Genomic DNA, 24,882 nt, shown 5'->3' on the forward strand with positions numbered 1-24,882 from the left:
TTTAATTAAGAAATTAATTATAAACTTACAAAACATGCTATATGTGAAACTATTTTTAGTTTATATAAGACTTAGCTTATTAAATACTAGATTCGCACTAGACAAAATCACGGTAAGCGTAGAAGTCATTTTTACAGATATAATAGAGACACGCTACCGCCCTTGGCTTGCAGCTACCAATGTACTGTTCTGGGAATCAGCATTCTGTTCGACCGAATAAAAATCAATTTATAACAAATGGTTACAGGATATAATCACATGCCTATTTTTTATAATTAAGTAATTCTCATACATCTAAACAGGTATTACAAGCAAAAGGCCGAGTAAAAAAAGTGTAATGATGGCCACTTAGCGACCGACTGATACATAAAAAATTATGAAGACAAGGATAGTGAACCAATTTCTTGTTTTACCAGTTGTTCTAAAAGATCAATATGGCTCTCGTCGTCGTTCAGTGCCGGAATATATTCAAATTTCTCGCCACCTGCATGCAAGAAAATCTCTCGGTTTTGCTCTTTGATCTCTTCCAATGTTTCCAGACAGTCAGCAGAAAAGCCGGGGCAAATCAGCTGAATATGCTTAACACCTTGGGAAGGTAGACTTTTTAATGTCTCGTCTGTATAGGGGGTAAGCCAAGGCTCGCGACCAAATCGAGATTGATAAGTCATCATGACTTGTTCAGCAGGTAGCGTTAATTCTGCCCGTAAAGCATGGCTGGTATCTTCACAGCGCTGTGGATAGTCATCACCTAAGTGGGCATAGCGTTTGGGAATGCCGTGGAAAGAGAGCACTAACCGATCAGGTTTTCCATGCTGCTCGAAAGCACGTTCAACGCTGTGTTTCAATGCCGAAATATAAGCGGGATGTTCAGCATAATCACGGATAAATGACACCGACGGTAAGCGGCGATAGCCTTTCAAAATACGAGCAACAGCATCCCAAACGGCGGCACTTGTTGAGCAAGAATATTGCGGATAAAGCGGCAATACCACTAGCTTGGTCACGCCTTGCGCTAACAATTTATCAATAGCATTAGCTAGATTTGGCGAACCATAGCTCATACCTAATTCGACGGGGATTTCAGGCATACGTGCAGCGAGTGCTTTTTGCTGTCGCCGACTATAAACCAAGAGAGGAGAGCCTTCCTCCATCCAGACTGATTGATATAATTTTGCCACACGGGGCGAGCGAATTGGCAGAATAACCCCACGCAACAGTGGCCACCAGAGCCAAGGGGAAGTATCCACCACACGACGGTCGCTCAGGAACTCAGCCAGATAGCGTTTAACCGCTTGTGATGTAGGGGCATCCGGTGTCCCTAGATTAACCATCAGTACGCCAAGCTTGCTGTGCATCATGCATAAGTCCTTGTTGTGGGTATTGCACCGATTATGTGAGCAGATGGATAAACCCGTAAAATAATAAAGGCGACCTCAGGCCGCCTTCGCTATCTTACCATCCAGAATTAACCGAGAATAGTCGCCAGCTCTGCACTGACTTCTGCTACTTTACGGGTTCCGTCCAGTTTATAATATTGGGTATTTCCTGCATCAGCTTCTTTACGATAATAAGAAACTAAAGGTGCAGTTTGCTGATGATATTCGATCAAACGTTTACGGACCGTGGCTTCCTGATCATCTTTACGGATAGTCAGATCTTCACCGGTCACATCGTCTCTATCGTCAACTTTTGGTGGGTTGAATTTAATGTGATAAACACGGCCTGAAGCGGCGTGCACTCGACGGCCGACAATGCGCTCAACGATCAACTCGTCCGGAACATCAAACTCCAGCACATAATCAACCTTGATACCGGCTTCTTTCATGGCATCAGCCTGAGGAATGGTACGTGGGAACCCGTCTAACAGGAAACCGTCACGGCAATCGTCCTGAGTGATGCGCTCTTTAACCAATGCGATAACCAGCTCATCAGTGACCAGCTTGCCGGCATCCATAATTTCTTTCGCTTTCAGACCTAACTCAGAACCTGCTTTTACAGCGGCGCGCAACATGTCACCAGTAGAGATTTGCGGAATACCGTATTTCTCCATGATGAATTGAGCCTGAGTACCCTTACCAGCGCCCGGAGCGCCCAGCAGAATGATACGCATTGCGTAAATCCCCTTGCTATGTAGTTTTTCTATACCCTTCATCTTTCAAGCTGCAAATGTGTTGCCTGCTCTAGGTCACCCGAATCGCTGACTTAAGTCAGTTCATCGGGATTAATGAATCCCATCTCTGAGGTTCACCCTGCGGACTAGCGCAAACACGGTTCAAATCGGTTCCCGACCAATTTTTCTCTCGTTTGTCGCCTTTCTGCATCATGAAATCTATTGGGTATCTGTGTTTTTTTAAATTAAATCGAAATTGCGGAAAACAAGCAACCTTACCATTTTCAGGGGGGTTGGCTCAAGGTATGCGATTTTGTTTCATGAGATAGAATTCATAAGAACAAGACAAAAAATAAGAATAACACAATGAAATTAAACAAAAAACGCCCCTGACAACATCTCTGTCAAGGGCGTCTCATTACTTAATTAAGCAGTTAATAGCTGATTCATTCTACGAATGAACTGGTTAGGATCTTCTAATGTTCCACGCTCGGCAAGCAGAGCTTGATCCAGTAATAACTCGACCCACTCGGCAAACTGAGCGTCATCAGCCACATCAGCAGCACGTTTGACCAGGCTATGTTCTGGATTCAATTCAAAGATATACTTCACTTCCGGTGCCTGTTGACCCGCAGCAGCGAATAATTTCGCCATTTGCGTGCTCATTTCGTCAGCATCTGTGGTCACAATCGCCGGAGTATCCGTCAGCCGATGTGTCAGACGGACATCTTTTACACGCTCACCTAACAGCGTTTTCACACGCTCAACGAAAGGTTCCAACGCTTTGTCCGCCTCTTGCTGCTCTGGGCGTTCTTCATCTGCCAGTTTGTTCAGTGAGTCATCGGCCTTGCTGACAGATTGGAAAGATTTACTCTCAAACTCAGTCAGGTAACTCATCATCCATTCGTCAATACGGTCAGATAACAGCAAGACTTCAATGCCTTTTTTACGGAACAATTCTAGATGCGGACTGTTCTTCGCAGCAGCGTAGCTATCAGCAGTGATGTAGTAAATCTTCTCCTGCCCTTCGGCCATGCGGCTGACATAATCTTCTAACGACACGGTCTGCGCAGAGCTGTCAGTATGAGTTGAAGCAAAGCGTAACAACTTGGCGATAGTCTCTTTGTTGCTACCATCTTCCGCAGGGCCTTCTTTTAATGCCATACCAAACTGTTGCCAGAACTGCTGATATTTCTCAGCATCATCTTTCGCCAGTTTCTCCAGCATTTGTAGCACACGCTTTGTCAGCGCACTACGCAGGTTCTGTGTCACACGACTATCTTGCAGAATTTCGCGTGAGACGTTCAGCGGCAGATCATTAGAATCGATTAAACCACGAACGAATCGCAGATAATTCGGCATGAATTGTTCAGCATCATCCATGATAAAGACACGCTGGACGTACAATTTCAGGCCATGTTTATGGTCGCGATTCCACATATCCCAAGGCGCTTGTGCCGGGATATATAGCAAACTGGTGTACTCTTGCTTACCTTCAACGCGGTTATGGCTCCAAATGAGTGGATCAGTGAAGTCATGCGCGATGTGTTTGTAGAATGCCTTATATTCGTCGTCGGTTATTTCTGCTTTACCGCGAGTCCACAGCGCTTGGGCTTTATTAATTTTTTCCCATGTCACTGTGCCATCTTCTTCATTCTTGCTCTGAATTTCGACCGGCAGTGCAATATGGTCTGAGTATTTGCTGATAACGGAGCGCAAGCGCCAGTCATCAAGGTATTCATCTTCACCTTCTCGCAGGTGCAATGTAATTTCTGTACCGCGATCTTCTTTGGTGATATCTGCGATAGTGTAATCACCCTCGCCTGCTGATTCCCAGAATACGCCAGCATCAGCCGGGGCACCTGCCGCGCGGGTACGAACAGTGACTTTATCTGCCACGATGAAAGCTGAGTAGAAGCCCACGCCAAACTGACCGATTAATTGACTGTCTTTGGCTTGATCAGAACCAATAGATTCGAGGAATGCTTTGGTCCCTGATTTTGCGATGGTGCCGAGATTATCAATGACTTCATCACGGCTCATACCGATGCCGTTATCACTTAGGGTCAAAGTGCGTTTTTCTTTATCAAAAGATAAACGCACGCGCAGCTCACCATCCCCTTCAAACAATTCAGGGTTAGACAGCGCACGGAAACGCAGTTTATCTGCCGCATCAGAAGCGTTAGAGATCAACTCGCGCAAGAAAATTTCTTTATTGGAATAGAGCGAGTGAATCATCAAATGGAGAAGTTGTTTAACTTCAGATTGGAATCCACGGGTTTCTTGACCTTTCATACTCATTAATTACCTCAATCCAAATTACCGACAGGTATATAAAATCGAACAATGTGTATCAAATGGGGCCAACAGGAGGGGGTTTCAAGTCGTTACAGAGAAAAAAACAGAGAATCAGGGGCGATTTACTGAGTATCAGGAATTGAAATATTCATATGATAATCAATGGAAAACAATCGCCCACCAGATTAAATACGATTAATACTTAATGGGAGTCCGCCCGGCTAAAGAGTGGGATAAGGTCGTACCATCAACCATTTCCAGCTCGCCCCCCACCGGTACACCATGTGCTATACGGCTAGCTTGCACACCATACTGACCACACATCTGGCCAATATAGTTGGCGGTTGCATCACCTTCAACGGTTGGGTTGGTTGCTAAAATAACTTCACTGATAGTTTCAGTTCTCAGCCGTTCTTCAAGCAAATCCAGACCTATATCGCCGGGGCCAATACCATCAAGCGGTGATAAATGCCCCATCAGCACAAAGTAACGCCCACCAAATTGGCCCGTTTGCTCAATTGCATGGATATCCGCTGGACTTTCGACCACGCAGATTTGGCCGTTTTGCTGACGGCGTGGATTAGCGCAAATAGTACAACGGTCTTGCTCGGTAAATGTGCGGCAATCCGCACAGTGACCAATCTCAGACATCGCGCGGGTCAAAGACTGCGCCAGACGCATCCCACCGCTACGGTCACGCTGTAGCAACTGAAATGCCATACGCTGCGCTGATTTTGGGCCGACACCCGGTAAACAGCGCAACGCCTCCATTAATGACTCAAGGAGTGGACTGGTTTGCATCAGAACGGCATCTTAAAGCCTGGTGGCAATTGCATACCACTTGAGACAGAAGCCATTTTCTCTTTTTGCGTTTCATCGATACGGCGAGCAGCATCGTTGAAGGCCGCAGCAATCAGGTCTTCCAGCATTTCCTTATCGTCTTCAACCAACAGGCTTGGGTCAATTTCAACCCGACGGCAATTGTGCGCCCCATTAATTGTCACTTTGACCAAGCCCGCGCCAGATTCACCGGTAACTTCCAATTTGGCGACTTCTTCCTGCATCTGCTGCATTTTTTCCTGCATCTGCTGGGCTTGTTTCATTAAATTGCCAATACCGCCTTTACCAAACATAGTCATCTCTCATAGCAAGGGGCTGCGTCAGTGCACCACGCACTTATCACAGCGATTAAACCGGCCGGATACTATCTTCATCCAATTCAGCGTCGAAGAAACGACGCAGCGTCTGAATATTATTATCCGCAATAATTGACTGGCGTGCTTGTGCCAGTTTTTCTTCATAAATGGCCTGCCGCCATTCCAACGGGGTACGCTCCGTTAGATTATCATCTTCAATAACACTCAATGTAACAGCGCTACCGTGTAATTCACTCAACGCATCAGCCAGCGCCTTTTGCGCTGACGGCGAGTTTAAATGGCGCTGAGCAGAACGCAGGTGAAGGCAAATATTACCCGGTTCTATTTCTTCTTTAAATGCATTCAGTGCAAGTTGCTGCACCAACTTAGGAATCTGTAGCTTATCTATCTCAGCAGCCCAAGGGTCTCGAGCTATAGCAGCTTCAGCCAATTTCGCAGATAGCTCCGGTGTTTTCTCATGTTCCAACGCAGAACGTAGTGCTTTCGGTGTGGCGACAGGTTCAGGCGACACCTCGGGTTGGTTCTGCGCAGTCCAGCGATACGCTTCTTTCTTCGCCGGCTTCTTTTCTTCCGTTGATTTAGCCGCCAGACGTTGCTGGCTTCGCTCAGTCACCGAGGCTAATCGCTCCAGTGCTGAGTTTGCCGGCCGCGCTTTTCCTGGCGCTGCCGGCTCATTCTTTTTTGGTGTGGTTGTCCCCGACTGTCGCAGTAACTGTGTACGTGCCTGAAGCAGTTGCGCAGTAGAATCCGGAAGTTGAGTATTCACCTGCATAGTTGCACCTAATGGCGGCGCCTCTTGCTGGGGAGCTGGCTGAGTATGAGCAGAAACTTGCGTATACTGCTGGGCAGGTACGCTATGATTAATGGCCGCCGGAACACTCACTGGCACCATTTGAGATTCAGCAATTATCGCTTTTGGGTGAAAAGCTAACGCTCGCAAAAAGGTCATTTCAACCCCCATGCGGCGATCGGGGGCAAAAGCTAACTCTTTACGTCCCACCAGCAAGGTTTGGTAATAAAGCTGAATATCCGTAGGCGGCAGAGTCCGGGCCAACTCACGCAATCGCGGTTCCAAGGTAGCGTAATGATTATCCAGCATCGATGGTAATAACTGCACCATGGCAATGCGGTGCAACAAACTTAGGGTTTCGACCAACAGGTTTTCCCAATCGATGCCGCGTGATGCCGCTTGTTCAAGTTGGGCCATTACCCGCGCCCCATCAGCACTCACCAAGGCTTCAATTATTGCCAATGGTTGCTCGTCATCCAATGTCCCTAACATTTGGCTGACAGTGGAGGTCGTCACACTACCATCCCCCATCGCGATGGCTTGATCAGTCAAACTTAGCGCATCGCGCATGCTACCATCAGCCGCTCGAGCCAGTAACTGTAAGGCGCGAGCATCACTGCTAATCTGTTCAGCCAGTAGTATTTTTTCAAGCTGCGCACGAATGATATCAACATCAATAACTTTGAGATGAAACTGTAAGCACCGGGAAAGAATCGTCACTGGCAACTTTTGCGGATCAGTAGTCGCCAACAGGAATTTCACATGAGCAGGCGGCTCTTCAAGCGTTTTTAGTAAGGCGTTAAAACTGTGCCGTGACAACATGTGTACTTCATCAATCAAATAGACCTTGAAGCGACCACGGGCCGGAGCATATTGAACATTATCTAGCAGTTCTCGGGTGTCTTCGACTTTCGTGCGAGAGGCGGCGTCTATTTCGATGAGGTCAACAAAACGGCCTTGTTCGATTTCCTGACAATTGGCGCAGACGCCACAAGGTGTCGCAGTAATGCCCGTTTCGCAATTAAGACCTTTGGCTAACAAGCGAGCTATAGAGGTCTTGCCGACACCACGAGTACCAGAGAATAGATAGGCGTGATGAATTCGCCCTAACGAAAGGCCATTAGCCAACGCCGTCAGGACATGTTCCTGACCAACGACGTCTGAAAACGTTTTGGGGCGCCACTTACGGGCCAGTACCTGATAGCTCATTAATGCTTCATCGTTGATTTATGATGGATAATTTAACCTAGTATATCTAATTTGGCCGGTTTTCGGACATATGCAAGTCGCATAATGATGATGCTCAGCGTAGTGTACCAGTACGTCTATCCTCATTCCCATAAATTTACTTTGTGGATGCCAAGTCGTCTTGGCGAGATCATGGGAGATAGTGGGGAACATGGTGATAGCAAGGCGGGTTTTCTGTGATGAGAATATCTTTATACCGGGTACCCTTCCCCAACCTAACGTTCTCAGGCCTAATACAGGCCTAATAAAATAAATAGTAGGTCGGATAACCCAAATATCAGCCTCACGACTTGCTGCGAGACTGATATTATCAATGCGATCAGTGGCCGCTGAAAGAGACCAAACTGTAGCAAGTAATCCCTTGCTGAGTCAGACGCGTTTCGCCACCCAGTTCAGGTAAATCGATGACAAACGCAGCATCTGTCACTTCACCACCCAAACGACGGATGAGCTTAACCGTCGCTTCAATTGTTCCACCGGTCGCCAGTAAGTCGTCAATTACCAAGACTTTATCGCCAGGTTGAATGCTATCGGTGTGGATCTCAAGTTTGTCAGTACCGTATTCCAATTCATAGCTTTCGCTGATGGTTTCACGCGGCAACTTGCCCGGTTTACGTACCGGAACAAAACCCACGCCCAGCGACAAAGCCACTGGCGCACCGAACAGAAAACCACGAGCTTCAGTACCGACGACTTTAGTCACGCCTGCATCCAGATAACGTTCAACCAGCAATTCAATACTGGCGGCATAGGCTAAAGGATCTTCCAGCAAGCTGGTCACATCACGGAACAGTATTCCCGCTTTTGGATAATCGGGGATAGTTTTGATACTGTTTTTAATATATTCAAGCTGTTGTGCTGTATTAGGTGCAGTAGCGGTCATAATTTGTGCCTGATAAAACTGCTGTACATACTAAAGCGCGGCCAGTCGGTGCAAAATGGCATCAACTGAGTAACTTATTCTACCCATCAATATCGCCTGAATAGAGTAAATTACTGCATCCTTAACCCTAAGGACGCAACGAGGGATTACCCCGCGCACGAAAACGCTCAAATCTATGCAAACTGATACTAAAATGCAACTGGTGTAAGCTGCTCAGGGCTTTTTTTGTTGCGATAGGTCAATAACTGGCATGCGCAACATGAAAGTCAGCAATAACGTTAATATAACGAGCAAGATGACTCTGACCCACCAAATTTTCACTAACCATAGCGAAATAGCAAAAGTGAGTAAGGTCACCATTATTGCTTTCCATTTAACACCTGGTGGCAACGCTTTATGTTGTTGCCAAGTGCGTATGTAGCTGCCGAACCACGAACGATACAGTAGCCAATGATGAAAGCGGGGCGATGAACGCGCAAAACACCATGCAGCCAATAGTAAAAATGGCGTAGTGGGCAGAAGAGGCAGCACAACACCTAAGGTTGCTAAAACCACCGCCACCCAACCCAAGGCAATTAACAACCAACGAGACATAAACTCCCTTTATAATATTCATCAAAATATGCCGCTCTATCATTAGCGCATGCGTTGAGCATCATCAATAGATATTCTTGGCATTATTAACACGATACATATATTTACTCGTCCTTGCTTGTCACCCCCCCTTTTCGAGGGCAAGCTGGCGAGAAACCTCCAGGAGAAGCGCCATGAGTACAGAAAAATTATTACAGGTGCTTGAAAGCCAAATTGAAGCATTGTCTACGCAGGTTGGCCCACAAGCCAATACTCCATCCCAGCAAGCCCGTTTTGATCTGAATTTATTCAGTAATCATGGTAATCGTTTTCGCGATTATCTATTAGAAGTGCATAAGAATATGGCACAACTAAAGCAAGTCGTGGCAGAGAATCGTACACAACAGGTCGCCTTTTTGGCTGAGAAATTGGTAGCGCAGATATCCGCATTACAAAGAGAGTTAGCGACGCAGAAATTGAGAAAATCTAATCCTGAACCTCGTGAAAGCAAGTCGGACCCTTACCATAAACTGGCTGAACACCAAGATTATGAACGAAGAATACTGGCGATGATTCAAGATAGAGAGAGCCTGCTCGGTAAGCAAAGTCTATTAAGTGAACAGCAAAAAATACAAAAAGAACTTGCCGCACTAGAGGGACGTTTAATGCGTTGTCGGCAGGCGTTAATAAAAATTGAGCGCAGCATTGAAAGGAAAGAGAACGGTTTTTGAATATTTGTCACATTTTTTGAATCATTAGGGTTTCGACATCGAATAGTTTTCTATAATGTTTAAATCTATTGTCCTTCAGGTTGCATGTATGTCGGTTGTTTCAATCGCCAGAATGACTTACTTATGTAAGCTCATCAGGGCTAATGAGGCCTCTCCAGAGGCTCACCCAGTAGATCCGTCCCACATATTGCAACTAATTAGGTATAGAGATTGAAATCAAGTCAGGTGAAAACTCACAGTAGCGGTGTTCCCCGACTTTCCCAATTAACTGAAAATCAAATGTTGGCCACATTATGTCAGTTGAAAAAGCTTCACCAGAACTGCAACTGGCAGTAGATCTTATCTACTTGCTGGAATGCAATGAGATAGCGCCAGAAACAGCATTGGCGGCATTAGCGATCGTGCAACTTGATTATCAGCGTAAGCTCCGCCGCCAGACTTCGGATTAGTCATGATGTTTAACCAAGGCGATACATTCAGGTATCGCCTTGTTGTATAGCGTTCGTTTTACGAAATGCAGTGTGGTTGGTCGCCATCCCTCATTCCATGCTTTCCCTGCAGAGTATCTTAAGCGAGTGGTTTATTGATATCTGGTAAACCAGGTTTGGCATTTCCAATTTTAGCCTGAGTTGAAGGTAACTCTTTGGTTTCAAAAGGACGATTAACTTCTTGAACTTCTGTTCCATCCGCTTTGTGCAGATACACTTCCAACTGATTAAACGCGATATTAATGTCGTTCTCACGACATAGTTTATCAATCGCCCGGTTTAATTCGTCCACCGTATAGCTTCGATCTCGTAATTCACGCACATACACACGCAACTCATGATCAAGGGTACTGGCACCAAAGTTCAGGAAGAATGCATGAGGTTCCGGATCAGACATTACCCGTGGATTTTCATGGGCCGCTTGCAGCAATATGTCTTTTACTTTTGTCAAATCAGAGCCATATGCCACCCCGACTTTAATAATAATCCGGGTAACAGTGTCTGACAGTGACCAGTTAATCAGCCGCTCGGTAACAAAGGCTTTGTTTGGAATAATGACTTCTTTGCGGTCAAAATCAGTAATAGTTGTTGCACGTATACGTATCTTGCTGACATTACCCGAGAAAGTCCCAATAGTGATTGTATCGCCGATACGAACAGGACGTTCAAAGAGGATAATTAAACCCGAAACAAAGTTGGCGAAGATTTCCTGCAAACCAAACCCCAAACCGACGGAGAGTGCCGCAACCAACCATTGCAACTTATCCCACGAGACACCGAGTGAACCAAGTGCGGTAATGACCCCAATAGCGGTAATCAGATAGGTCAGGATTGTGGTGATTGCATAAGAAGTCCCCTGACGTAGTTGCAGGCGCGACAGCACCACCACTTCAAGTAAACCAGGTAGGTTACGTGTCAAAACATAAGCAACCACCAGAGCCATCACTGCCACTAGCATATTACCTAATGTGACAGCTTGTGTGATGCTCGCACCAGCTACTGTTGAGGTGTAGTGCCATAAAGAGATGCTATCCAGATAAGAAATAACGGTTATCAGATCCGCCCAGATGCCATAAAAGGCACTACCGAATATCACGAACAGTGTCATGGTAGTCAGACGCAATGACTGCTGATTAATTTGGTCCAAGGCCAGTGGCGGTTCTTCTACTGGTTCACCACCTTCAGCCCCCTCTTTAACTAGGCTTTGTCGCCGCGCAATGGCTCGCCGATAGGCCAAGCGCCGTGCTGCAACCCCCAAGCCGCGAATAGCCGTTAGATAAACAATATTCCACAAGAATAATAAATACAGGCTATCAATCCAGCGGCCAGCAAGTTGTAATGCTGTGTAGAAATACCCAGCGATCATTAAGCCGATCAGTATTATCGGTGTTATCGCTACTGCGGTAACAATCACTAACCGTACTGCATGTGAGTTTTTCTCACGCCAACTATCTCGGCAGAACGGATAGACAAATAGGGCCAGCAGCCCCAAAGCAATCACAATAACAATCTGCCCAATGACATCATCGACCAAACGAAGTGGGCTTTTCGCCCCCAACACAGACCAGAAAATAACAGGTAATAATGCCGCACCTAACCGCACCATTTGGCGGCGGTAATGTGCACATCGGTCAGCCGCTATCATAAAGTGCCGCTCAGTGATGCCCCCGGGCGACAACATGCGGTATGACAAGTCAAACACGAGCCAGAACAGGGCAAGACGCTGGAAGAAGCTCCAGAATAAATCACTGAGGTTGAAGTCTGAGCGGAAACACCAGTAACCCACACCAAGAATGATCAAGGCCCCCGGCAGCACTTTCAGTAAAGTGAGCATAATGGCGTTGGGCGTGTGCATTTGACTATCGTGCTTTAGCTGCCCGACATCAGCAGCCAGCCGCTCCAAATGCTTATTGATGATTTTATAGCGTGAGCGGATGACTGCGACCACAACCAGCATTGGTATCAGGAATACCAATGACTTAAGTAATCCCGCAAATACATCATCCCATGACAGGGTAAAATGAAAACTGCTTAATTCTGCTTTAATCGCCCCTGGTAATGCTTTCAACCAAGACCAATCCATCGGTTTGTTACTGCTGACCCAAAAAATCTGCTGCGTCAATGTATGCTGCAGTGATTCATTGACACTCAAAAGCTGCTGTTGGTTAATTTGCAGATTAATTGCCAGTGTCAGTTGGTTACCCAGTTGCTTATTTAATTGGTCCAGCAATTCACGCCGAATATCAACAATTTGCCCTAAGGCATCCTCCACATCGGGGCTAACTTTCTCTTTACTGTCACTCGTCAGGGTTTGAATATAGTCATTGCCTTGGAATAACTGGTCACGCTGCTGGTTAATTTCAAACTGCTCAAGTCGCAGGTCAGCAATGCGTGGCCCCATATTAGTAATCAAGCCAGAAGTCGGTAAATTGAGTTGTTGCTGATACAGAATACGAGAAAGCAGTAAGCTGCCACGCAATACGGTAATTTGCTCCTTTAAATTACGTTCAGATTGCAGGGCACGATCGAGCCAGTTTTTAACCCTGATGTTCTGCTGTACCAGTGTATTGCCTTCTTTAGTGGCATTAATAAGCCGTTGGCTTAATTCTTTATTAATGGCTAATTCACGACTGACTAAAGGATCATTTTGGATATCAGTCGCATCACTGGGTGCTTGCGCTTCTTTGGCTGTTTTCTCTGATAGGATTAGCCGCTTTCCGCTAACAACTTCTTGCAGTAGCTGAACATAGCGCTCTAATTGATTAATGTGTGCCGTGGTGTAATCGCGCTGTTTTTGCAGCAAATCTTGCAACGTCGTATTAGCTTCCAGATTTTTACGCTGCAAATCTAGCTGCGCATTTAACATGACTTGTTCAGTCAATAACTCTTGCTGTTGGGTGGGCCGTAAAACCTCTTGATTTGAAGTCAACCCATTGAGTTGGTTACGAATCTGCATTAAACGCATAGATGCATTGTACATCGCACTCTGTACGCGTTCAGGCTGAGTTTGCAGAGAAATGAGCTGGCTATTATAGGCGGAGAGATCTTCCTGAGCAGATTGTAAATCATCCAGCGTTTCGTTGAGACGTGACTCTAACTGGCGTAATGAATAATTGGCCAGCGACTCGCGAGTTAGAGTATCTGCGCTATCGTTTTTGAGTGTATCCAGCCCTTCTGTCGCCTGACGTAACTTCGCCGGAGCCTGCGCTAGTTGCTGCTTAAGCTGAGCCGTTTCCTGCCGAGTCCGCTCAATAGTATCAAGATACTCGAGCGTCTTAGTCAGATCCTGCTGCGATAGTTTTTCCGCTGGTGACAATATCTTTTGCTTGGATAATGTATCCAACTGGCTCATCACTTCTGAGCGGGTCGGTACATCAATATTCATTCCCGCAGCAAAGATCGACGGAGAAAATGTAAATGCAATTATAAGCAGAGTAACCATTACTTTCAGGCGTAATAAAAATACACCTGTTAACGCCATTATTGGCAAAGAGAAGGGTAAAGAATATTGATTGTGAAATCTGATGCTCATATTTGAACTTCATTTCAACAGAGAAGCTGAGATCCTATCACGTTCAGTCTCAGGCCATAATAGGAAAAATATTTCCGAGCATGAATAGCTGCAATAATGCGAGCAGTGATGCAATGACAGCTCGATGGGATGCAACAGCCAGAAATATCAGTTAATTCAATATATCAAAAAAACAGCGATCATCAGCACTCAGAATGTCAGTACTTTTTCAGCAGCCAGTGTCCATTGGGCCAATTCGACTAAAGTGCCAATTTCCACGCCATCGACCAATTTCAACTCACTAATCCCCCGCGCATTGGCGCAGGTTTTACAGAGCAGCACCGGAACATTCTGCGCCGTCAGTATTTCCAGCATCTGCTGCAAATTATATCCTTCATTTGGTTTCTGCCCATCAAGGCCTGCAATAACCGCGTCTGACATTAAGAATAGACGTAAATCAAGATCTATTTGTTGTTCTTTCAAAGCGATGGATAAACGCAGCGCATTAAATAGTGATTCGTGACCATAAGCGGCACCACTTGCAATCACGACCAGTGAATTCGTTTTATCGCTCATATAAACTTCTCCAGTTAATCCTATACCTTGCTATTAATCTCTTTTCGCAATGAAAGGCTGTGACTTAACATATCCAGATATGCATCAATTAATGTAGGGGCCTCTTGTTTTATGTCAAAACTTTCTGGCATAAAAAGCCAATTTTCCATCAAACCTGTAATATAGGCTCTCATGATTATCGCAGCACGGCGAGTATCAAGATCGACGGGTAATTGATTTGCTTCAATACAACCTTGCAAAACCGATTCAATTCGCTCATAACTAGCTAAATCAAGAACTTTACGCGCATCATGGACTGAGGTCATCTCACCAACAAATTCACATTTATGGAATACAATCTCCATCAATGCGCGGCGTCGACAATCCTCACGCGTAGAAACAAGTACATAGATGAGTATTTCGCGCAGAATACGTAGTGGATTATCAGGATATTTTACCTGATACTCTGATTCGAGCTGATCAATTTTAGACTCTGATAATTCCCAAACCTCGTTAAAGAGGTCTACCTTATTCTTGAAGTGCCAGTAAATTGCCCCTCGAGTGACACCAGCGGCGGCGGCAATATCAGTAAGCGAGGTGCTGGAAACACCGTGCGCAGAAAATTCCCGCACGGCGGCATCTAGAATTTGTTGCCGGGTCTCTTCGGCTTGTTGTTTGGTTTTTCGTGCCATAGCGTTGTTTTTTCGAGGGGGTGCGATTTACATACATTCACGAATGTATGTACCATAGCACGCACATATAATTTACGCAGCAATGGGTTTTAAAGCTTGTGATCCATTGGATTAAATTAAAAATCGGACACTTGAGGTTTATCTATGAGCAAAAACAGAGGGGTAATGCCTCTGGCTGCAATTCTGGTTCTTTCAGGCAGCTTAGTACTTATAGGATGTAATGATAAAGATGCGGCGCAAGCCCATGCTCAACAGGCACCTGAAGTCGGCATTGTGACATTGAAAGCGGCTCCACTGAACATCACGACCGAATTGCCAGGCCGCACGTCCGCATTCCGTGTTGCAGAAGTTCGTCCGCAAGTTAGCGGGATTATCCTTAAACGTAACTATGTTGAAGGCAGTGATGTCACCGCCGGAACATCTCTTTATCAAATCGACCCTGCGACTTATCAGGCGGCTTATGATAGTGCAAAAGGTGATTTAGCTAAGGCGCAAGCGGCTGCGGAAATCGCACGTCTGACAGTAAATCGCTACAAACCATTACTGGGCACCAATTACATCAGTAAGCAAGAATATGACCAGGCAGTGTCAAGTTCAATGCAAGCCAATGCTGCGGTTGTCGCTGCAAAAGCCGCAGTAGAAACTGCGCGCATTAATCTGGCATACACTCAGGTCACATCACCAATCAGTGGCCGTACAGGTAAATCTTCAGTCACTGAAGGCGCACTGGTGACTAGCGGCCAGACCGTTGCACTGACCACTGTTCAGCAGCTTGATCCGATGTATGTTGATGTCACTCAATCAAGCGATGAATTCTTGCGCCTGAAAAAAGAGCTGGCTGACGGCACGCTCAAACAAGAGAACGGCAAAGCCAAAGTTCGCTTGTTACTGGAAAACGGGACTGAGTACTCTGAAACAGGTACGTTGGAATTCTCGGGTGTGACCGTGGATGAAACCACCGGTTCAATCACTATTCGTGCCATCTTCCCTAACCCGAATGAAGCATTACTGCCAGGGATGTTTGTCCGAGCCCGTCTGGATGAAGGTGTTAGACCTGATGCACTGTTAGTGCCTCAACAAGGTGTGACCCGTAACCCACGTGGTGAGGCAACAGCAATGGTCGTTGGTGCCGACGACAAAGTTGAAATGCGTACGCTGGTTGCTAATCAAGCTATTGGTAATAAATGGTTGGTTACCGAAGGGTTGAAAGCAGGCGATCGCCTTATTGTTTCCGGCTTGCAGAAAATCAGACCGGGCGTGCAGGTAAAAGTGCAGGAAGTTACTGAGCAGACGCAAGCAGCAGCCCCAGCTGATACAGCGAAGAAGTCTTAAAAGGAGCCGGTAATTCATGGCTAAGTTCTTTATAGATCGCCCTATTTTCGCTTGGGTTATCGCTATCATAATTATGTTGGCGGGCGCCCTGGCGATAATGAAATTACCTGTCGCGCAATATCCGACCATTGCGCCACCGGCAATTACAATCTCCGCCAACTACCCTGGCGCCGATGCGACAACTGTGCAGAATACAGTTACGCAGGTTATCGAACAGAATATGAACGGTATCGATAACCTGTTGTATATGTCTTCGAGCAGCGACTCATCCGGTAACGTTCAGTTGACGTTGACCTTTAACTCAGGCACTGACCCGGATATCGCTCAGGTTCAGGTCCAGAACAAACTGCAATTAGCCATGCCACTGTTGCCACAAGAAGTGCAGCAACAAGGTGTGAGCGTTGAAAAGTCTAGTAGTAGCTTCCTGATGGTGGCCGGCTTTATTTCTGAAGACGGCACGATGAAACAGGAAGATATTGCAGACTATGTGGGTTCAAACGTTAAAGATCCGATCAGCCGTACGACAGGGGTTGGTGACGTTCAGTTGTTCGGTTCCCAATATGCGATGCGTATTTGGATGGACCCGCACAAGCTGAATAACTTCGGTTTGACACCTGTTGACGTTATTAGCGCCATTAAAGTACAGAACAATCAGGTTGCAGCCGGCCAGTTAGGTGGAACACCACCCGTACCGGGCCAAGAGCTGAACTCATCCATTATTGCGCAAACCCGTTTAACCAATGCGGAAGAATTCAGCCAGATCATGCTGAAAGTCAATACCGATGGTTCGCAGGTTCGTCTGAAAGATGTGGCTATTGTTGAACTGGGCGCTGAAAGTTATAACATCATTGCCCGTTATAATGGTAAGCCAGCAGCAGGTATCGGTATTAAGTTGGCAACAGGGGCTAACGCCCTGAATACCTCTGCTGCGGTTAAAGCTGAACTGGCAAAATTACAGCCGTTCTTCCCCGCTGGGTTGAAAGTAGTCTATCCGTATGACACCACGCCGTTCGTTAAGATCTCGATTAACGAAGTGGTTAAAACACTGGTAGAAGCTATCATTCTGGTGTTCTTGGTCATGTACCTGTTCTTGCAAAACTTCCGCGCAACGTTGATCCCAACGATTGCGGTACCGGTTGTATTGATGGGGACGTTTGCCATCCTTTCTGCCTTTGGCTATTCGATAAACACCCTAACGATGTTCGGGATGGTGTTGGCGATAGGGCTATTGGTGGATGACGCCATTGTGGTCGTCGAGAACGTCGAACGTGTCATGCAAGAGGAAGGGCTACCACCGAAAGAAGCCACCAAGAAATCCATGGAGCAGATCCAGGGTGCATTGGTGGGGATAGCCTTGGTACTTTCTGCGGTATTTATCCCGATGGCCTTCTTCGGCGGCGCAACCGGGGCGATTTATCGTCAGTTCTCTATCACTATCGTTTCAGCCATGGTGCTCTCGGTTATGGTGGCATTAATTCTGACACCAGCACTGTGCGCCACCATGTTGAAACCTATCGCCAAAGGCGAACATGGCCCGAAAACCGGCTTCTTTGGTTGGTTTAACCGCATGTTTGAGAGCAGTACCCACCATTATACCGACAGTGTTGCCAACATCCTGCGCAGCACCGGCCGTTATCTGGTGATCTATCTGGCACTGGTGATTGGTATGGGCTTGCTGTTCCTGCGCTTACCTTCGTCATTCTTACCAGAAGAAGATCAGGGCGTGTTCCTGACCATGGTACAAATGCCTGCGGGGGCAACCCAAGAACGTACTCAGAATGTACTGAATCAGGTGACTGATTATTACCTCGACAAAGAAAAAGATGTGGTTAACTCGGTCTTTACCGTTAACGGCTTCGGTTTCAGTGGTCAAGGTCAGAACACCGGTCTGGCATTCGTGAGTCTGAAAAACTGGGACGAACGCCCGGGTGAGCAAAACAAAGTTCCAGCCATTGTGGGCCGTGCTTCTGCTGCTTTCTCACAAATTAAAGACGGTTTGGTCTTCGCCTTTAACTTGCCAGCGATTGTAGAATTAGGTACAGCTACCGGCTTTGACTTCCAGTTAATTGACCAAGGTAACTTGGGGCATCAGAAATTAACTGAAGCACGTAACCAACTGCTTGGCATGGCTGCGCAACATCCCGATATGTTAGTGGGGATGCGTCCAAACGGGCTGGAAGATACACCGCAGTTCAAAGTGGAAGTTGATCAGGAAAAAGCACAAGCCCTTGGCGTCGCCATTTCTGATATCAATACCACTCTGGGTTCCGCTATGGGCGGCAGCTATGTCAATGACTTTATCGACCGCGGTCGTGTGAAGAAAGTTTACGTACAAGCTGATGCCCCATTCCGTATGTTGCCGGGTGATATCGATAAATGGTATGTCCGTAACAGTTCTGGCCAGATGGTGTCATTTGCTACCTTCTCCAGCGCGAAATGGGAATATGGTTCGCCGCGATTAGAGCGTTATAACGGCTTGCCATCCATGGAAATTTTGGGTCAAGCAGCACCGGGTAAAAGTACTGGTGAAGCAATGGATCTGATGCAGGAGTTAGCGGCTAAATTACCAAGCGGCATTGGCTATGACTGGACGGGTATGTCCTATCAAGAGCGTTTGTCTGGTAACCAAGCTCCAGCACTGTATGCCATCTCGCTGATTGTGGTCTTCTTATGTCTGGCTGCGTTGTATGAAAGCTGGTCGATTCCATTCTCTGTTATGTTGGTGGTTCCGCTGGGTGTAGTCGGTGCGTTACTGGCTGCGACACTGCGTGGGTTGGAAAATGACGTTTACTTCCAGGTAGGCTTATTGACCACCATCGGGCTATCGGCCAAGAACGCCATATTGATTGTTGAGTTCGCCAAGGACTTGATGGACAAAGAAGGCAAAGGCTTGGTTGAGTCAACATTGGAAGCCGTGCGTATGCGTCTGCGTCCAATCCTGATGACCTCACTGGCCTTTATCCTTGGGGTTCTACCGCTAGTTATCAGTAGCGGTGCAGGTTCTGGCGCACAGAACGCGGTTGGTACTGGTGTTATGGGCGGTATGATAACCGCGACAGTACTGGCTATCTTCTTTGTTCCAGTCTTCTTCGTGGTAGTTCGCCGCCGTTTCAGTCGGAAAAGCGAAGATGTAGAACATGCACATCCAGTTGAGCATAAGTGAAATAATTCAAACTGACAGCAGATGATGTCATACCTAAAAGGCCGCAAAAGCGGCCTTTTTCTTTATCTCTACTTTATCAATGCCCCACTGATGCAGTAGAAAACAGGGCACTGTCTCTGCGATAAAGCAGACAATTCCATTAATGTGACTATATTGTGATCTCTATGCCAAATGGTGAGTTGAGTATTTGCAGTAAGGAAATAAGTTACTATGATGTAAATATTCATAAAAATGAAGATAAAGACAAGCAATATCAAGGAAAGATAGATGGAAACGAGATTAAAAATTCTCTATGACGCGCAGGTTATTAACTCCGATGTTTATCTCGGTATGCTTAATGTCCTCGAGCGCCTAGAACAACACTGGCAACTCTCTATTCGCCATCCTCAGGGAGAAATGCTGATAACGCATATGGCTAATGCGCTGATGCGGGCCAACCAAGGACAGGCAATTCCCCCTATTGATGAAGAAATATTAAAAGAAATCGAAGCCGCAGAAATTTATGCCAATATCAGGGAAATTAATAACGATTTACTCTCGCTGTTTACCTTTAATGTTCCCGATTACGAAATAGGATATTTACTCGTCAACCTATATGGCCTGCATCTTGCCCAGCAGGCAGAGAGCTAATTGTATTTACATAAGCTAAATATTCAAAAAAATGAATAATAAAATATCGCTATTTGGAAATTTAATATGCTATTGAAAGCACTACAAAAACAGAATCCAGCACTTATAGATGCAGCACTTTTACTCTGGCAGAAAGGTGCAATTAAACCCGATAGCTATGTCATTGACGTCGATCAGGTCAAGCAAAATGCCCATTTATTGCTGGAAACCGCTGCCCGTTATGGCATTACACTTTATCTGATGAGTAAACAGTTTGGCCGTAACCCCCTACTCTGCAAACTACTGCTCGAATGGGGTTATCAAGGTATCGTGGCGGTGGACTTCAAAGAGGCACGCCAGCTTTACCAACATCACTTACCAGTGGCCCATGTCGGACATTTGGTGCAAATCCCCAGTGCAATGGTGGATGATGTTGTAGCTCATCGGCCAGAGGTGATCACGGTATACAGCATCGCTAAAGCGCGGGAAATTGCCGCCGCGGCCCTACGCCAAAAAACAGAACAGGCTTTATTACTAAAAGTTTGGCACCACAGTGACCTAATTTATCCTGGGCAAGAGGCGGGATTCGCCCTCGAAGAACTACCTTCCATTATTAATGAAATAAAAACCTTATCCGGTGTTCGTCTGGTGGGCGTCACACATTTTCCTTGCATGTTGTTTGATGATGAAAAAGGAAAAACATTGCCCAGCCCCAACCTCAATACCTTAATTGAGGCAAAAAGTATCCTTGAACAAAAGGGAATACAGGTAGAGCAAGTTAATGGCCCTTCGGCCACGGGAGTTGAAAGTCTTCCACAGTTGGCTCGCTTTGGTGTAACTCATGCCGAGCCGGGGCATTCATTGACCGGCACCATGCCGTCCAATCAGCATGGCAATCAGCCCGAGCACGTCGCCATGCTCTATCTCACTGAAATCTCGCATTGTCACCAAGGCAAAAGCTATTGCTATGGCGGCGGATATTATCGGCGTGGTCACCTCAGTAATGCGCTGGTTTATGACCAACAATGGCGGATGAGCAAGGTACTGAAACCCGCCAATGACAGCATCGACTATACGCTGAGCCTCACTGAGTCATTCACTGTTGGTAGCCCGGTTGTGATGTGTTTTCGTACCCAAATTTTTGCCACACGCAGTGACGTAGCTCTTGTCGCTGGGATTCACTGCGGTCAGCCAACCTTGCTGGGTATTTATGATAGTCAAGGTAATACCATTCCAACGTCCAGAGGACAGGAGGGGTTATGAGTAAGTTTATCGTGCTGGTTATCGACAGTTTTGGCGTGGGTGCCATGCCTGATGTTTGTGACGTTCGACCACAAGATAAAGAGGCCAATACCTGCGCCCACATTTTGCAAACCTACCCGACGTTACGTTTACCAAATCTGGAGACGTTGGGGTTAATCAATGCGCTGCATATTGGCTCACCTGATTTCAATGACAGTGTGATGCAAGATAATCCACAGGCCAATTTTGGTGTCGCGCTACTGCAACACGAGGGCGGAGATACGTTTATGGGCCATCAGGAAATTATGGGTACCCTGCCCCGTTCGCCCTTAAGCATGCCATTTTCCACCCTAAGATCACTGGTGGCTGATGCATTACGCCAGCAGGGATATTGGGTGGAAGAGCGCAGTGCGCCAGGTGATAGCAGCAATTTACAATTTCTATGGGTCAATAACTGCGTCGCCATTGGCGATAATCTTGAGGCAGATTTAGGTCAAGTATTTAATATTTGTGCTAATTTAAGCGCCATTGATTTTTCTCAGGTAGAAAAGATAGGTAGGATAGTGCGCGGTTGTGTGGAAGTGAACCGCGTGATTGCCTATGGTGGGCAACTGACGGACAGTCTCGCAATCATCAGCGCTGCTGAAGTGAAGCAACAACATTATATTGGCATCAATAGCCCAAAATCCGGAGTTTACGATAACGGCTTTCAAGTTATTCATCTCGGTTATGGTGTTGATGCCGATGTGCAAGTTCCGCGCCAGTTGGAGAAAGTGAATATTCCAACGGTTTTAGTCGGTAAAGTTGCTGATATTGTTGCCAATCCAGCAGGGCGAAATTACCAACAATTGGTTGATTCCCAAGTTATTTTGGATATCACATTGGAAGAGGTTCAACGTGCCGGCAGTGCATTTATCTGCACCAACATTCAGGAAACCGACTTGGCGGGGCATGGGCAAGATGTCGAGCGTTATGCTGAACGTCTGCAATTGGTCGACCCTATGTTAGGCAAAATAATTTCAGCCATGTCCGCAGGTGATTGTCTGGTCGTGATGGCTGACCACGGTAATGACCCGACAATTGGCCACAGTAAACACACACGAGAGCAGGTCCCGCTGCTGGTTTATCATGCGGGCACCCAAGGCTCAATGCAGAAACCTATTCAGCTAGGGATCCGCAAAACAATGTCTGATGTCGGCGCGACAGTTTGTGAGTTCTTTGCCGCTCCTGCACCACAAAATGGCCACTCTTTCTGGCATCAACTAACTAATGCCAGCAAATAATGGAATAAATACAGACTGCTTAAATAATATTCAAAGTGGGGACGTGGAAATGCTTAAAATTGCTATTGGTGGGCAGCTTAATAAAAATGAAATACAAGATTGTTTAATTAAATATGGTGCAGGGAAAGTTTCTTCTGAAATATTCACCGACATGGATGCTGCCATGAAAGTTAAAAATGGTAGCTTCGATTATTATGTCGGTGCTTGCCAAAGTGGCGCAGGCGGTGCTCTGGCTATGGCCTATGCCCTGATTGGCCGCGACAAATGTGCCACTATCGCCAATGCGCTGACTCAACCTTCAGAAGCGAATGTGAGTCAATTGATAGAACAGGGAAAAAAAGCATTTGGGTTTACCAATGACCGCGTTGAAAACTCAGTTAAAGCTTTGTGCGCCGTTTTACTGGCCGACAAATAATGCTGTCAATTAATAACGCTTAGTCACTTTGTTGCCTATATCCAAAGGATTTGGCGTTACAGCTAACAACAATAATAAACAAATTAACCTAGGGCCGATTGGTCCTGATGGGATTGTGATATGGAATCGTTTAATTTAGTCAAGATTATCCTTTTCTCGTTAATGGGAGGATATGCCACTTTTCTTGCCAATAAATCTATCGCGGTTTATCACGATGGATTGCGCCCTATAATGCCGGAGTTTATGAACGGCAATATGAGCCGCAAAGAACTTGCCGGTATCTCTTTTGCCATCAGCATTGGTTTTATCACCGGCTTTGCAATGCCGATTACGTTGGCAACCGGGATTATTGTTATCCATATTGTGTTGCTGACGGCCGATATTATTGGGGTATCACTGAGCAATACTAAACTGGCTGTATTAATTGGTACGGTTTATGGTGCATTAGTCACGATTGCACTGGATGGTCTGATTAAAGGTTTTGCTTATCTGCCAGTAAATTTCCTCGATGCATTAGCATCAGTGGGAGATCCCATAATTTATGCATTTGTGGCCTTCCCCGCGATTGCCGTCGGTTATCAATTTGGCAAGAAAGCCGGGTTAATCACCATTATCATTGCCTTCTTGGCCCGCGTAGTAATTGAGCGCATTAACCCGGTCACCATTGCCGGCAATGAAGTTGCGCTCAGTCCTGAAGGGATCGCGATGCTGTTTGGCATGATTTGCCTGCTGTTTTTTGCCTCTCGCGATAAGCGCCATGGCGAAGAAGTTGAGCACAGCCTATTTGATGACAATATTAAACGTATTCGGAAAAATGCGATTTATCTATTGCCCATGGCAGCACTGATCACCATCACTGCCCACTACCATTGGATTGCAGGTGAACCCATTGCCGCGGCATTGCTCGGCAAAGGGCAAATCACATCAGCGGCCATTGTGGCCATTGTCCAGGCACTTGCTTTTATGCCGCTGATTATTACTACCGCAATGATAAGTGGTGTGTATGGCACTAACGGCTGGTGTGACTGGTTCCTCGGATTGGGCTATCTTGCCCCAAACCCGGTGGTAGCTGGCATCCTCGGCGCTGGCGCTATGGGGGTGGAAATTACCAGCCTGAGCCGAATTGGCAAAGCAATGAACCGCTTCCCATCCTTAAAGATGTCCGGTGACAATATTCGTACCGCCATGACACAAATTCTTGAAATTGCACTATTAGTTGGCGGGGTCAATGCGGCTAATCAGATCTGGCCCGGCACCGGTATTTTTGTCGTCGTCAGCTTATACATCCTGAACGAAATTTGTGGTCGCCCAGTCATGAAACTGGCTGCTGGCCCAATTGCCGCCATTATCGTCGGGGTGTTGGCAAATATCTTTGCTGTTCTCGGATTACATGTTGTTGCCTGAAACACCACTATAGTGTCATCCGTATTGAGAAACCGCAGGCATCAGTCTGCGGTTTTTTTTTATTCGGGCTTGAAACTGGAAAGTGAATGGCGCATAATTATTGTTATATTATAACATAACAAATGGAGTTCTTATGAAACCTGCCATCCATCCTAACTACCGGACAGTGGTTTTTCACGACACCAGCGCTGACATCTATTTCACTGTCGGCTCTACCATAGCCACATCACGCACGATTGAACGCGATGGCCAGACGTATCCATATGTCACATTGGATATCTCTTCAGCTTCTCATCCGTATTACACCGGTAAACAAAAAGAGTTTTCAAAAGAGGGCAGTACAGCACGCTTCCATCAACGTTTCGGTAGTTTTTTGACCAAAAAAGCCAGCTAATTCT

At 46.3% G+C, this 24,882-nt stretch carries 21 protein-coding genes and 1 other annotated feature; of the genes, 10 read left to right on the top strand and 11 right to left on the bottom strand.

What is annotated here, in order from left to right; genetic code table 11:
- Positions 1–374: 374 nt before the first annotated feature.
- The 8 genes from hemH to ACIOG0_RS16160 all read right to left on the bottom strand — a co-directional run bounded on the left by hemH (position 375) and on the right by ACIOG0_RS16160 (position 9,080).
- Positions 375–1,358 carry a ferrochelatase gene (gene hemH, locus ACIOG0_RS16125; RefSeq protein WP_050099088.1) on the bottom strand — a complete coding sequence of 328 codons (984 nt, stop codon included), beginning with the start codon at positions 1,356–1,358 and terminating at the stop codon, positions 375–377.
- Positions 1,359–1,465: 107 nt separating this feature from the next.
- On the bottom strand, positions 1,466–2,110 hold the full coding sequence (gene adk / locus ACIOG0_RS16130; RefSeq protein WP_050099089.1) for an adenylate kinase: 645 nt from the start codon (positions 2,108–2,110) through the stop codon (positions 1,466–1,468).
- Positions 2,111–2,536: 426 nt separating this feature from the next.
- Positions 2,537–4,405 (bottom strand): molecular chaperone HtpG, encoded by a 1,869-nt coding sequence (gene htpG, locus ACIOG0_RS16135; RefSeq protein WP_174846828.1) that lies wholly within the window; start codon positions 4,403–4,405, stop codon positions 2,537–2,539.
- Between the two features lie 198 nt (positions 4,406–4,603).
- Positions 4,604–5,209, bottom strand: coding sequence for a recombination mediator RecR (gene recR / locus ACIOG0_RS16140; RefSeq protein WP_050099093.1), 606 nt, complete (start codon positions 5,207–5,209; stop codon positions 4,604–4,606).
- Positions 5,209–5,541, bottom strand: a complete 333-nt coding sequence (locus ACIOG0_RS16145) for a YbaB/EbfC family nucleoid-associated protein (RefSeq protein ID WP_019212859.1) — start codon at positions 5,539–5,541, stop codon at positions 5,209–5,211. Before ACIOG0_RS16145 ends, recR begins: the two co-directional genes overlap by 1 nt.
- A 55-nt stretch (positions 5,542–5,596) precedes the next feature.
- On the bottom strand, positions 5,597–7,564 hold the full coding sequence (gene dnaX, locus ACIOG0_RS16150) for a DNA polymerase III subunit gamma/tau (protein WP_050099097.1): 1,968 nt from the start codon (positions 7,562–7,564) through the stop codon (positions 5,597–5,599).
- Positions 6,203–6,267 (bottom strand) — a sequence feature (DnaX frameshifting element). (Overlaps the previous gene by 65 nt.)
- Before the next feature lie 358 nt (positions 7,565–7,922).
- A complete protein-coding gene (gene apt, locus ACIOG0_RS16155) occupies positions 7,923–8,486 on the bottom strand; it encodes an adenine phosphoribosyltransferase (protein ID WP_050099099.1) in 564 nt (187 codons plus the stop codon).
- Positions 8,487–8,699: 213 nt separating this feature from the next.
- On the bottom strand, positions 8,700–9,080 hold the full coding sequence (locus ACIOG0_RS16160) for a DUF454 family protein (RefSeq protein WP_050099100.1): 381 nt from the start codon (positions 9,078–9,080) through the stop codon (positions 8,700–8,702).
- Between the two features lie 173 nt (positions 9,081–9,253).
- Here ACIOG0_RS16160 and priC point away from each other — a divergent pair, with 173 nt between their 5' ends.
- Positions 9,254–9,790, top strand: a complete 537-nt coding sequence (priC, locus tag ACIOG0_RS16165) for a primosomal replication protein PriC (protein WP_050099101.1) — start codon at positions 9,254–9,256, stop codon at positions 9,788–9,790.
- 293 nt (positions 9,791–10,083) lie between these two features.
- Positions 10,084–10,239 (top strand): pleiotropic regulatory protein RsmS, encoded by a 156-nt coding sequence (rsmS, locus tag ACIOG0_RS16170; RefSeq protein ID WP_050099102.1) that lies wholly within the window; start codon positions 10,084–10,086, stop codon positions 10,237–10,239.
- A 118-nt stretch (positions 10,240–10,357) separates the two neighbouring features.
- Here the strand turns inward: rsmS and mscK are convergent, their stop codons facing one another.
- From mscK to acrR, 3 genes are all read right to left on the bottom strand, one after another.
- On the bottom strand, positions 10,358–13,810 hold the full coding sequence (mscK, locus tag ACIOG0_RS16175; RefSeq protein WP_050099103.1) for a mechanosensitive channel MscK: 3,453 nt from the start codon (positions 13,808–13,810) through the stop codon (positions 10,358–10,360).
- Positions 13,811–13,999: 189 nt separating this feature from the next.
- Positions 14,000–14,365: a DsrE/DsrF/TusD sulfur relay family protein gene (locus ACIOG0_RS16180; RefSeq protein ID WP_050099104.1), complete on the bottom strand. Its 366-nt coding sequence runs from the start codon at positions 14,363–14,365 to the stop codon at positions 14,000–14,002.
- A gap of 20 nt (positions 14,366–14,385) precedes the next feature.
- On the bottom strand, positions 14,386–15,036 hold the full coding sequence (gene acrR, locus ACIOG0_RS16185) for a multidrug efflux transporter transcriptional repressor AcrR (RefSeq protein ID WP_050099106.1): 651 nt from the start codon (positions 15,034–15,036) through the stop codon (positions 14,386–14,388).
- A 144-nt stretch (positions 15,037–15,180) separates the two neighbouring features.
- Here acrR and acrA point away from each other — a divergent pair, with 144 nt between their 5' ends.
- The 8 genes from acrA to ACIOG0_RS16225 all read left to right on the top strand — a co-directional run bounded on the left by acrA (position 15,181) and on the right by ACIOG0_RS16225 (position 24,878).
- Positions 15,181–16,368: an efflux RND transporter adaptor subunit AcrA gene (gene acrA, locus ACIOG0_RS16190; protein WP_050099108.1), complete on the top strand. Its 1,188-nt coding sequence runs from the start codon at positions 15,181–15,183 to the stop codon at positions 16,366–16,368.
- A 16-nt stretch (positions 16,369–16,384) separates the two neighbouring features.
- Positions 16,385–19,531 carry an efflux RND transporter permease AcrB gene (acrB, locus tag ACIOG0_RS16195; protein ID WP_050296025.1) on the top strand — a complete coding sequence of 1,049 codons (3,147 nt, stop codon included), beginning with the start codon at positions 16,385–16,387 and terminating at the stop codon, positions 19,529–19,531.
- A 267-nt stretch (positions 19,532–19,798) separates the two neighbouring features.
- Entirely contained in the window at positions 19,799–20,161 is a 363-nt protein-coding gene (locus ACIOG0_RS16200) for a PRD domain-containing protein (protein WP_128451449.1), read from the top strand.
- Positions 20,162–20,227: 66 nt separating this feature from the next.
- Positions 20,228–21,403 (top strand): YhfX family PLP-dependent enzyme, encoded by a 1,176-nt coding sequence (locus tag ACIOG0_RS16205; RefSeq protein WP_050139912.1) that lies wholly within the window; start codon positions 20,228–20,230, stop codon positions 21,401–21,403.
- On the top strand, positions 21,400–22,665 hold the full coding sequence (locus ACIOG0_RS16210) for a phosphopentomutase (RefSeq protein ID WP_050099115.1): 1,266 nt from the start codon (positions 21,400–21,402) through the stop codon (positions 22,663–22,665). Before ACIOG0_RS16205 ends, ACIOG0_RS16210 begins: the two co-directional genes overlap by 4 nt.
- A 49-nt stretch (positions 22,666–22,714) precedes the next feature.
- Positions 22,715–23,080 carry a DUF2620 domain-containing protein gene (locus ACIOG0_RS16215; protein WP_050099116.1) on the top strand — a complete coding sequence of 122 codons (366 nt, stop codon included), beginning with the start codon at positions 22,715–22,717 and terminating at the stop codon, positions 23,078–23,080.
- Positions 23,081–23,200: 120 nt separating this feature from the next.
- Positions 23,201–24,484, top strand: a complete 1,284-nt coding sequence (locus tag ACIOG0_RS16220) for a YhfT family protein (protein WP_050099117.1) — start codon at positions 23,201–23,203, stop codon at positions 24,482–24,484.
- A gap of 133 nt (positions 24,485–24,617) precedes the next feature.
- Entirely contained in the window at positions 24,618–24,878 is a 261-nt protein-coding gene (locus ACIOG0_RS16225; RefSeq protein WP_128451448.1) for a type B 50S ribosomal protein L31, read from the top strand.
- The last annotated feature ends 4 nt before the right edge of the window (positions 24,879–24,882 follow it).

Origin of the sequence: Yersinia vastinensis, assembly GCF_044905075.1 — a bacterium.
In the GTDB taxonomy this organism is placed as follows: Bacteria; Pseudomonadota; Gammaproteobacteria; order Enterobacterales; family Enterobacteriaceae; genus Yersinia; species Yersinia vastinensis.

Coding starts and splice junctions, on each gene's coding strand:
- hemH (WP_050099088.1), bottom strand. CDS start 1,358: ATGATGCACAGCAAGCTTGGCGTACTGATGGTTAATCTAGGGACACCG.
- adk (WP_050099089.1), bottom strand. CDS start 2,110: ATGCGTATCATTCTGCTGGGCGCTCCGGGCGCTGGTAAGGGTACTCAG.
- htpG (WP_174846828.1), bottom strand. CDS start 4,405: ATGAAAGGTCAAGAAACCCGTGGATTCCAATCTGAAGTTAAACAACTT.
- recR (WP_050099093.1), bottom strand. CDS start 5,209: ATGCAAACCAGTCCACTCCTTGAGTCATTAATGGAGGCGTTGCGCTGT.
- ACIOG0_RS16145 (WP_019212859.1), bottom strand. CDS start 5,541: ATGTTTGGTAAAGGCGGTATTGGCAATTTAATGAAACAAGCCCAGCAG.
- dnaX (WP_050099097.1), bottom strand. CDS start 7,564: ATGAGCTATCAGGTACTGGCCCGTAAGTGGCGCCCCAAAACGTTTTCA.
- apt (WP_050099099.1), bottom strand. CDS start 8,486: ATGACCGCTACTGCACCTAATACAGCACAACAGCTTGAATATATTAAA.
- ACIOG0_RS16160 (WP_050099100.1), bottom strand. CDS start 9,080: ATGTCTCGTTGGTTGTTAATTGCCTTGGGTTGGGTGGCGGTGGTTTTA.
- priC (WP_050099101.1), top strand. CDS start 9,254: ATGAGTACAGAAAAATTATTACAGGTGCTTGAAAGCCAAATTGAAGCA.
- rsmS (WP_050099102.1), top strand. CDS start 10,084: ATGTCAGTTGAAAAAGCTTCACCAGAACTGCAACTGGCAGTAGATCTT.
- mscK (WP_050099103.1), bottom strand. CDS start 13,810: ATGAGCATCAGATTTCACAATCAATATTCTTTACCCTTCTCTTTGCCA.
- ACIOG0_RS16180 (WP_050099104.1), bottom strand. CDS start 14,365: ATGAGCGATAAAACGAATTCACTGGTCGTGATTGCAAGTGGTGCCGCT.
- acrR (WP_050099106.1), bottom strand. CDS start 15,036: ATGGCACGAAAAACCAAACAACAAGCCGAAGAGACCCGGCAACAAATT.
- acrA (WP_050099108.1), top strand. CDS start 15,181: ATGAGCAAAAACAGAGGGGTAATGCCTCTGGCTGCAATTCTGGTTCTT.
- acrB (WP_050296025.1), top strand. CDS start 16,385: ATGGCTAAGTTCTTTATAGATCGCCCTATTTTCGCTTGGGTTATCGCT.
- ACIOG0_RS16200 (WP_128451449.1), top strand. CDS start 19,799: ATGGAAACGAGATTAAAAATTCTCTATGACGCGCAGGTTATTAACTCC.
- ACIOG0_RS16205 (WP_050139912.1), top strand. CDS start 20,228: ATGCTATTGAAAGCACTACAAAAACAGAATCCAGCACTTATAGATGCA.
- ACIOG0_RS16210 (WP_050099115.1), top strand. CDS start 21,400: ATGAGTAAGTTTATCGTGCTGGTTATCGACAGTTTTGGCGTGGGTGCC.
- ACIOG0_RS16215 (WP_050099116.1), top strand. CDS start 22,715: ATGCTTAAAATTGCTATTGGTGGGCAGCTTAATAAAAATGAAATACAA.
- ACIOG0_RS16220 (WP_050099117.1), top strand. CDS start 23,201: ATGGAATCGTTTAATTTAGTCAAGATTATCCTTTTCTCGTTAATGGGA.
- ACIOG0_RS16225 (WP_128451448.1), top strand. CDS start 24,618: ATGAAACCTGCCATCCATCCTAACTACCGGACAGTGGTTTTTCACGAC.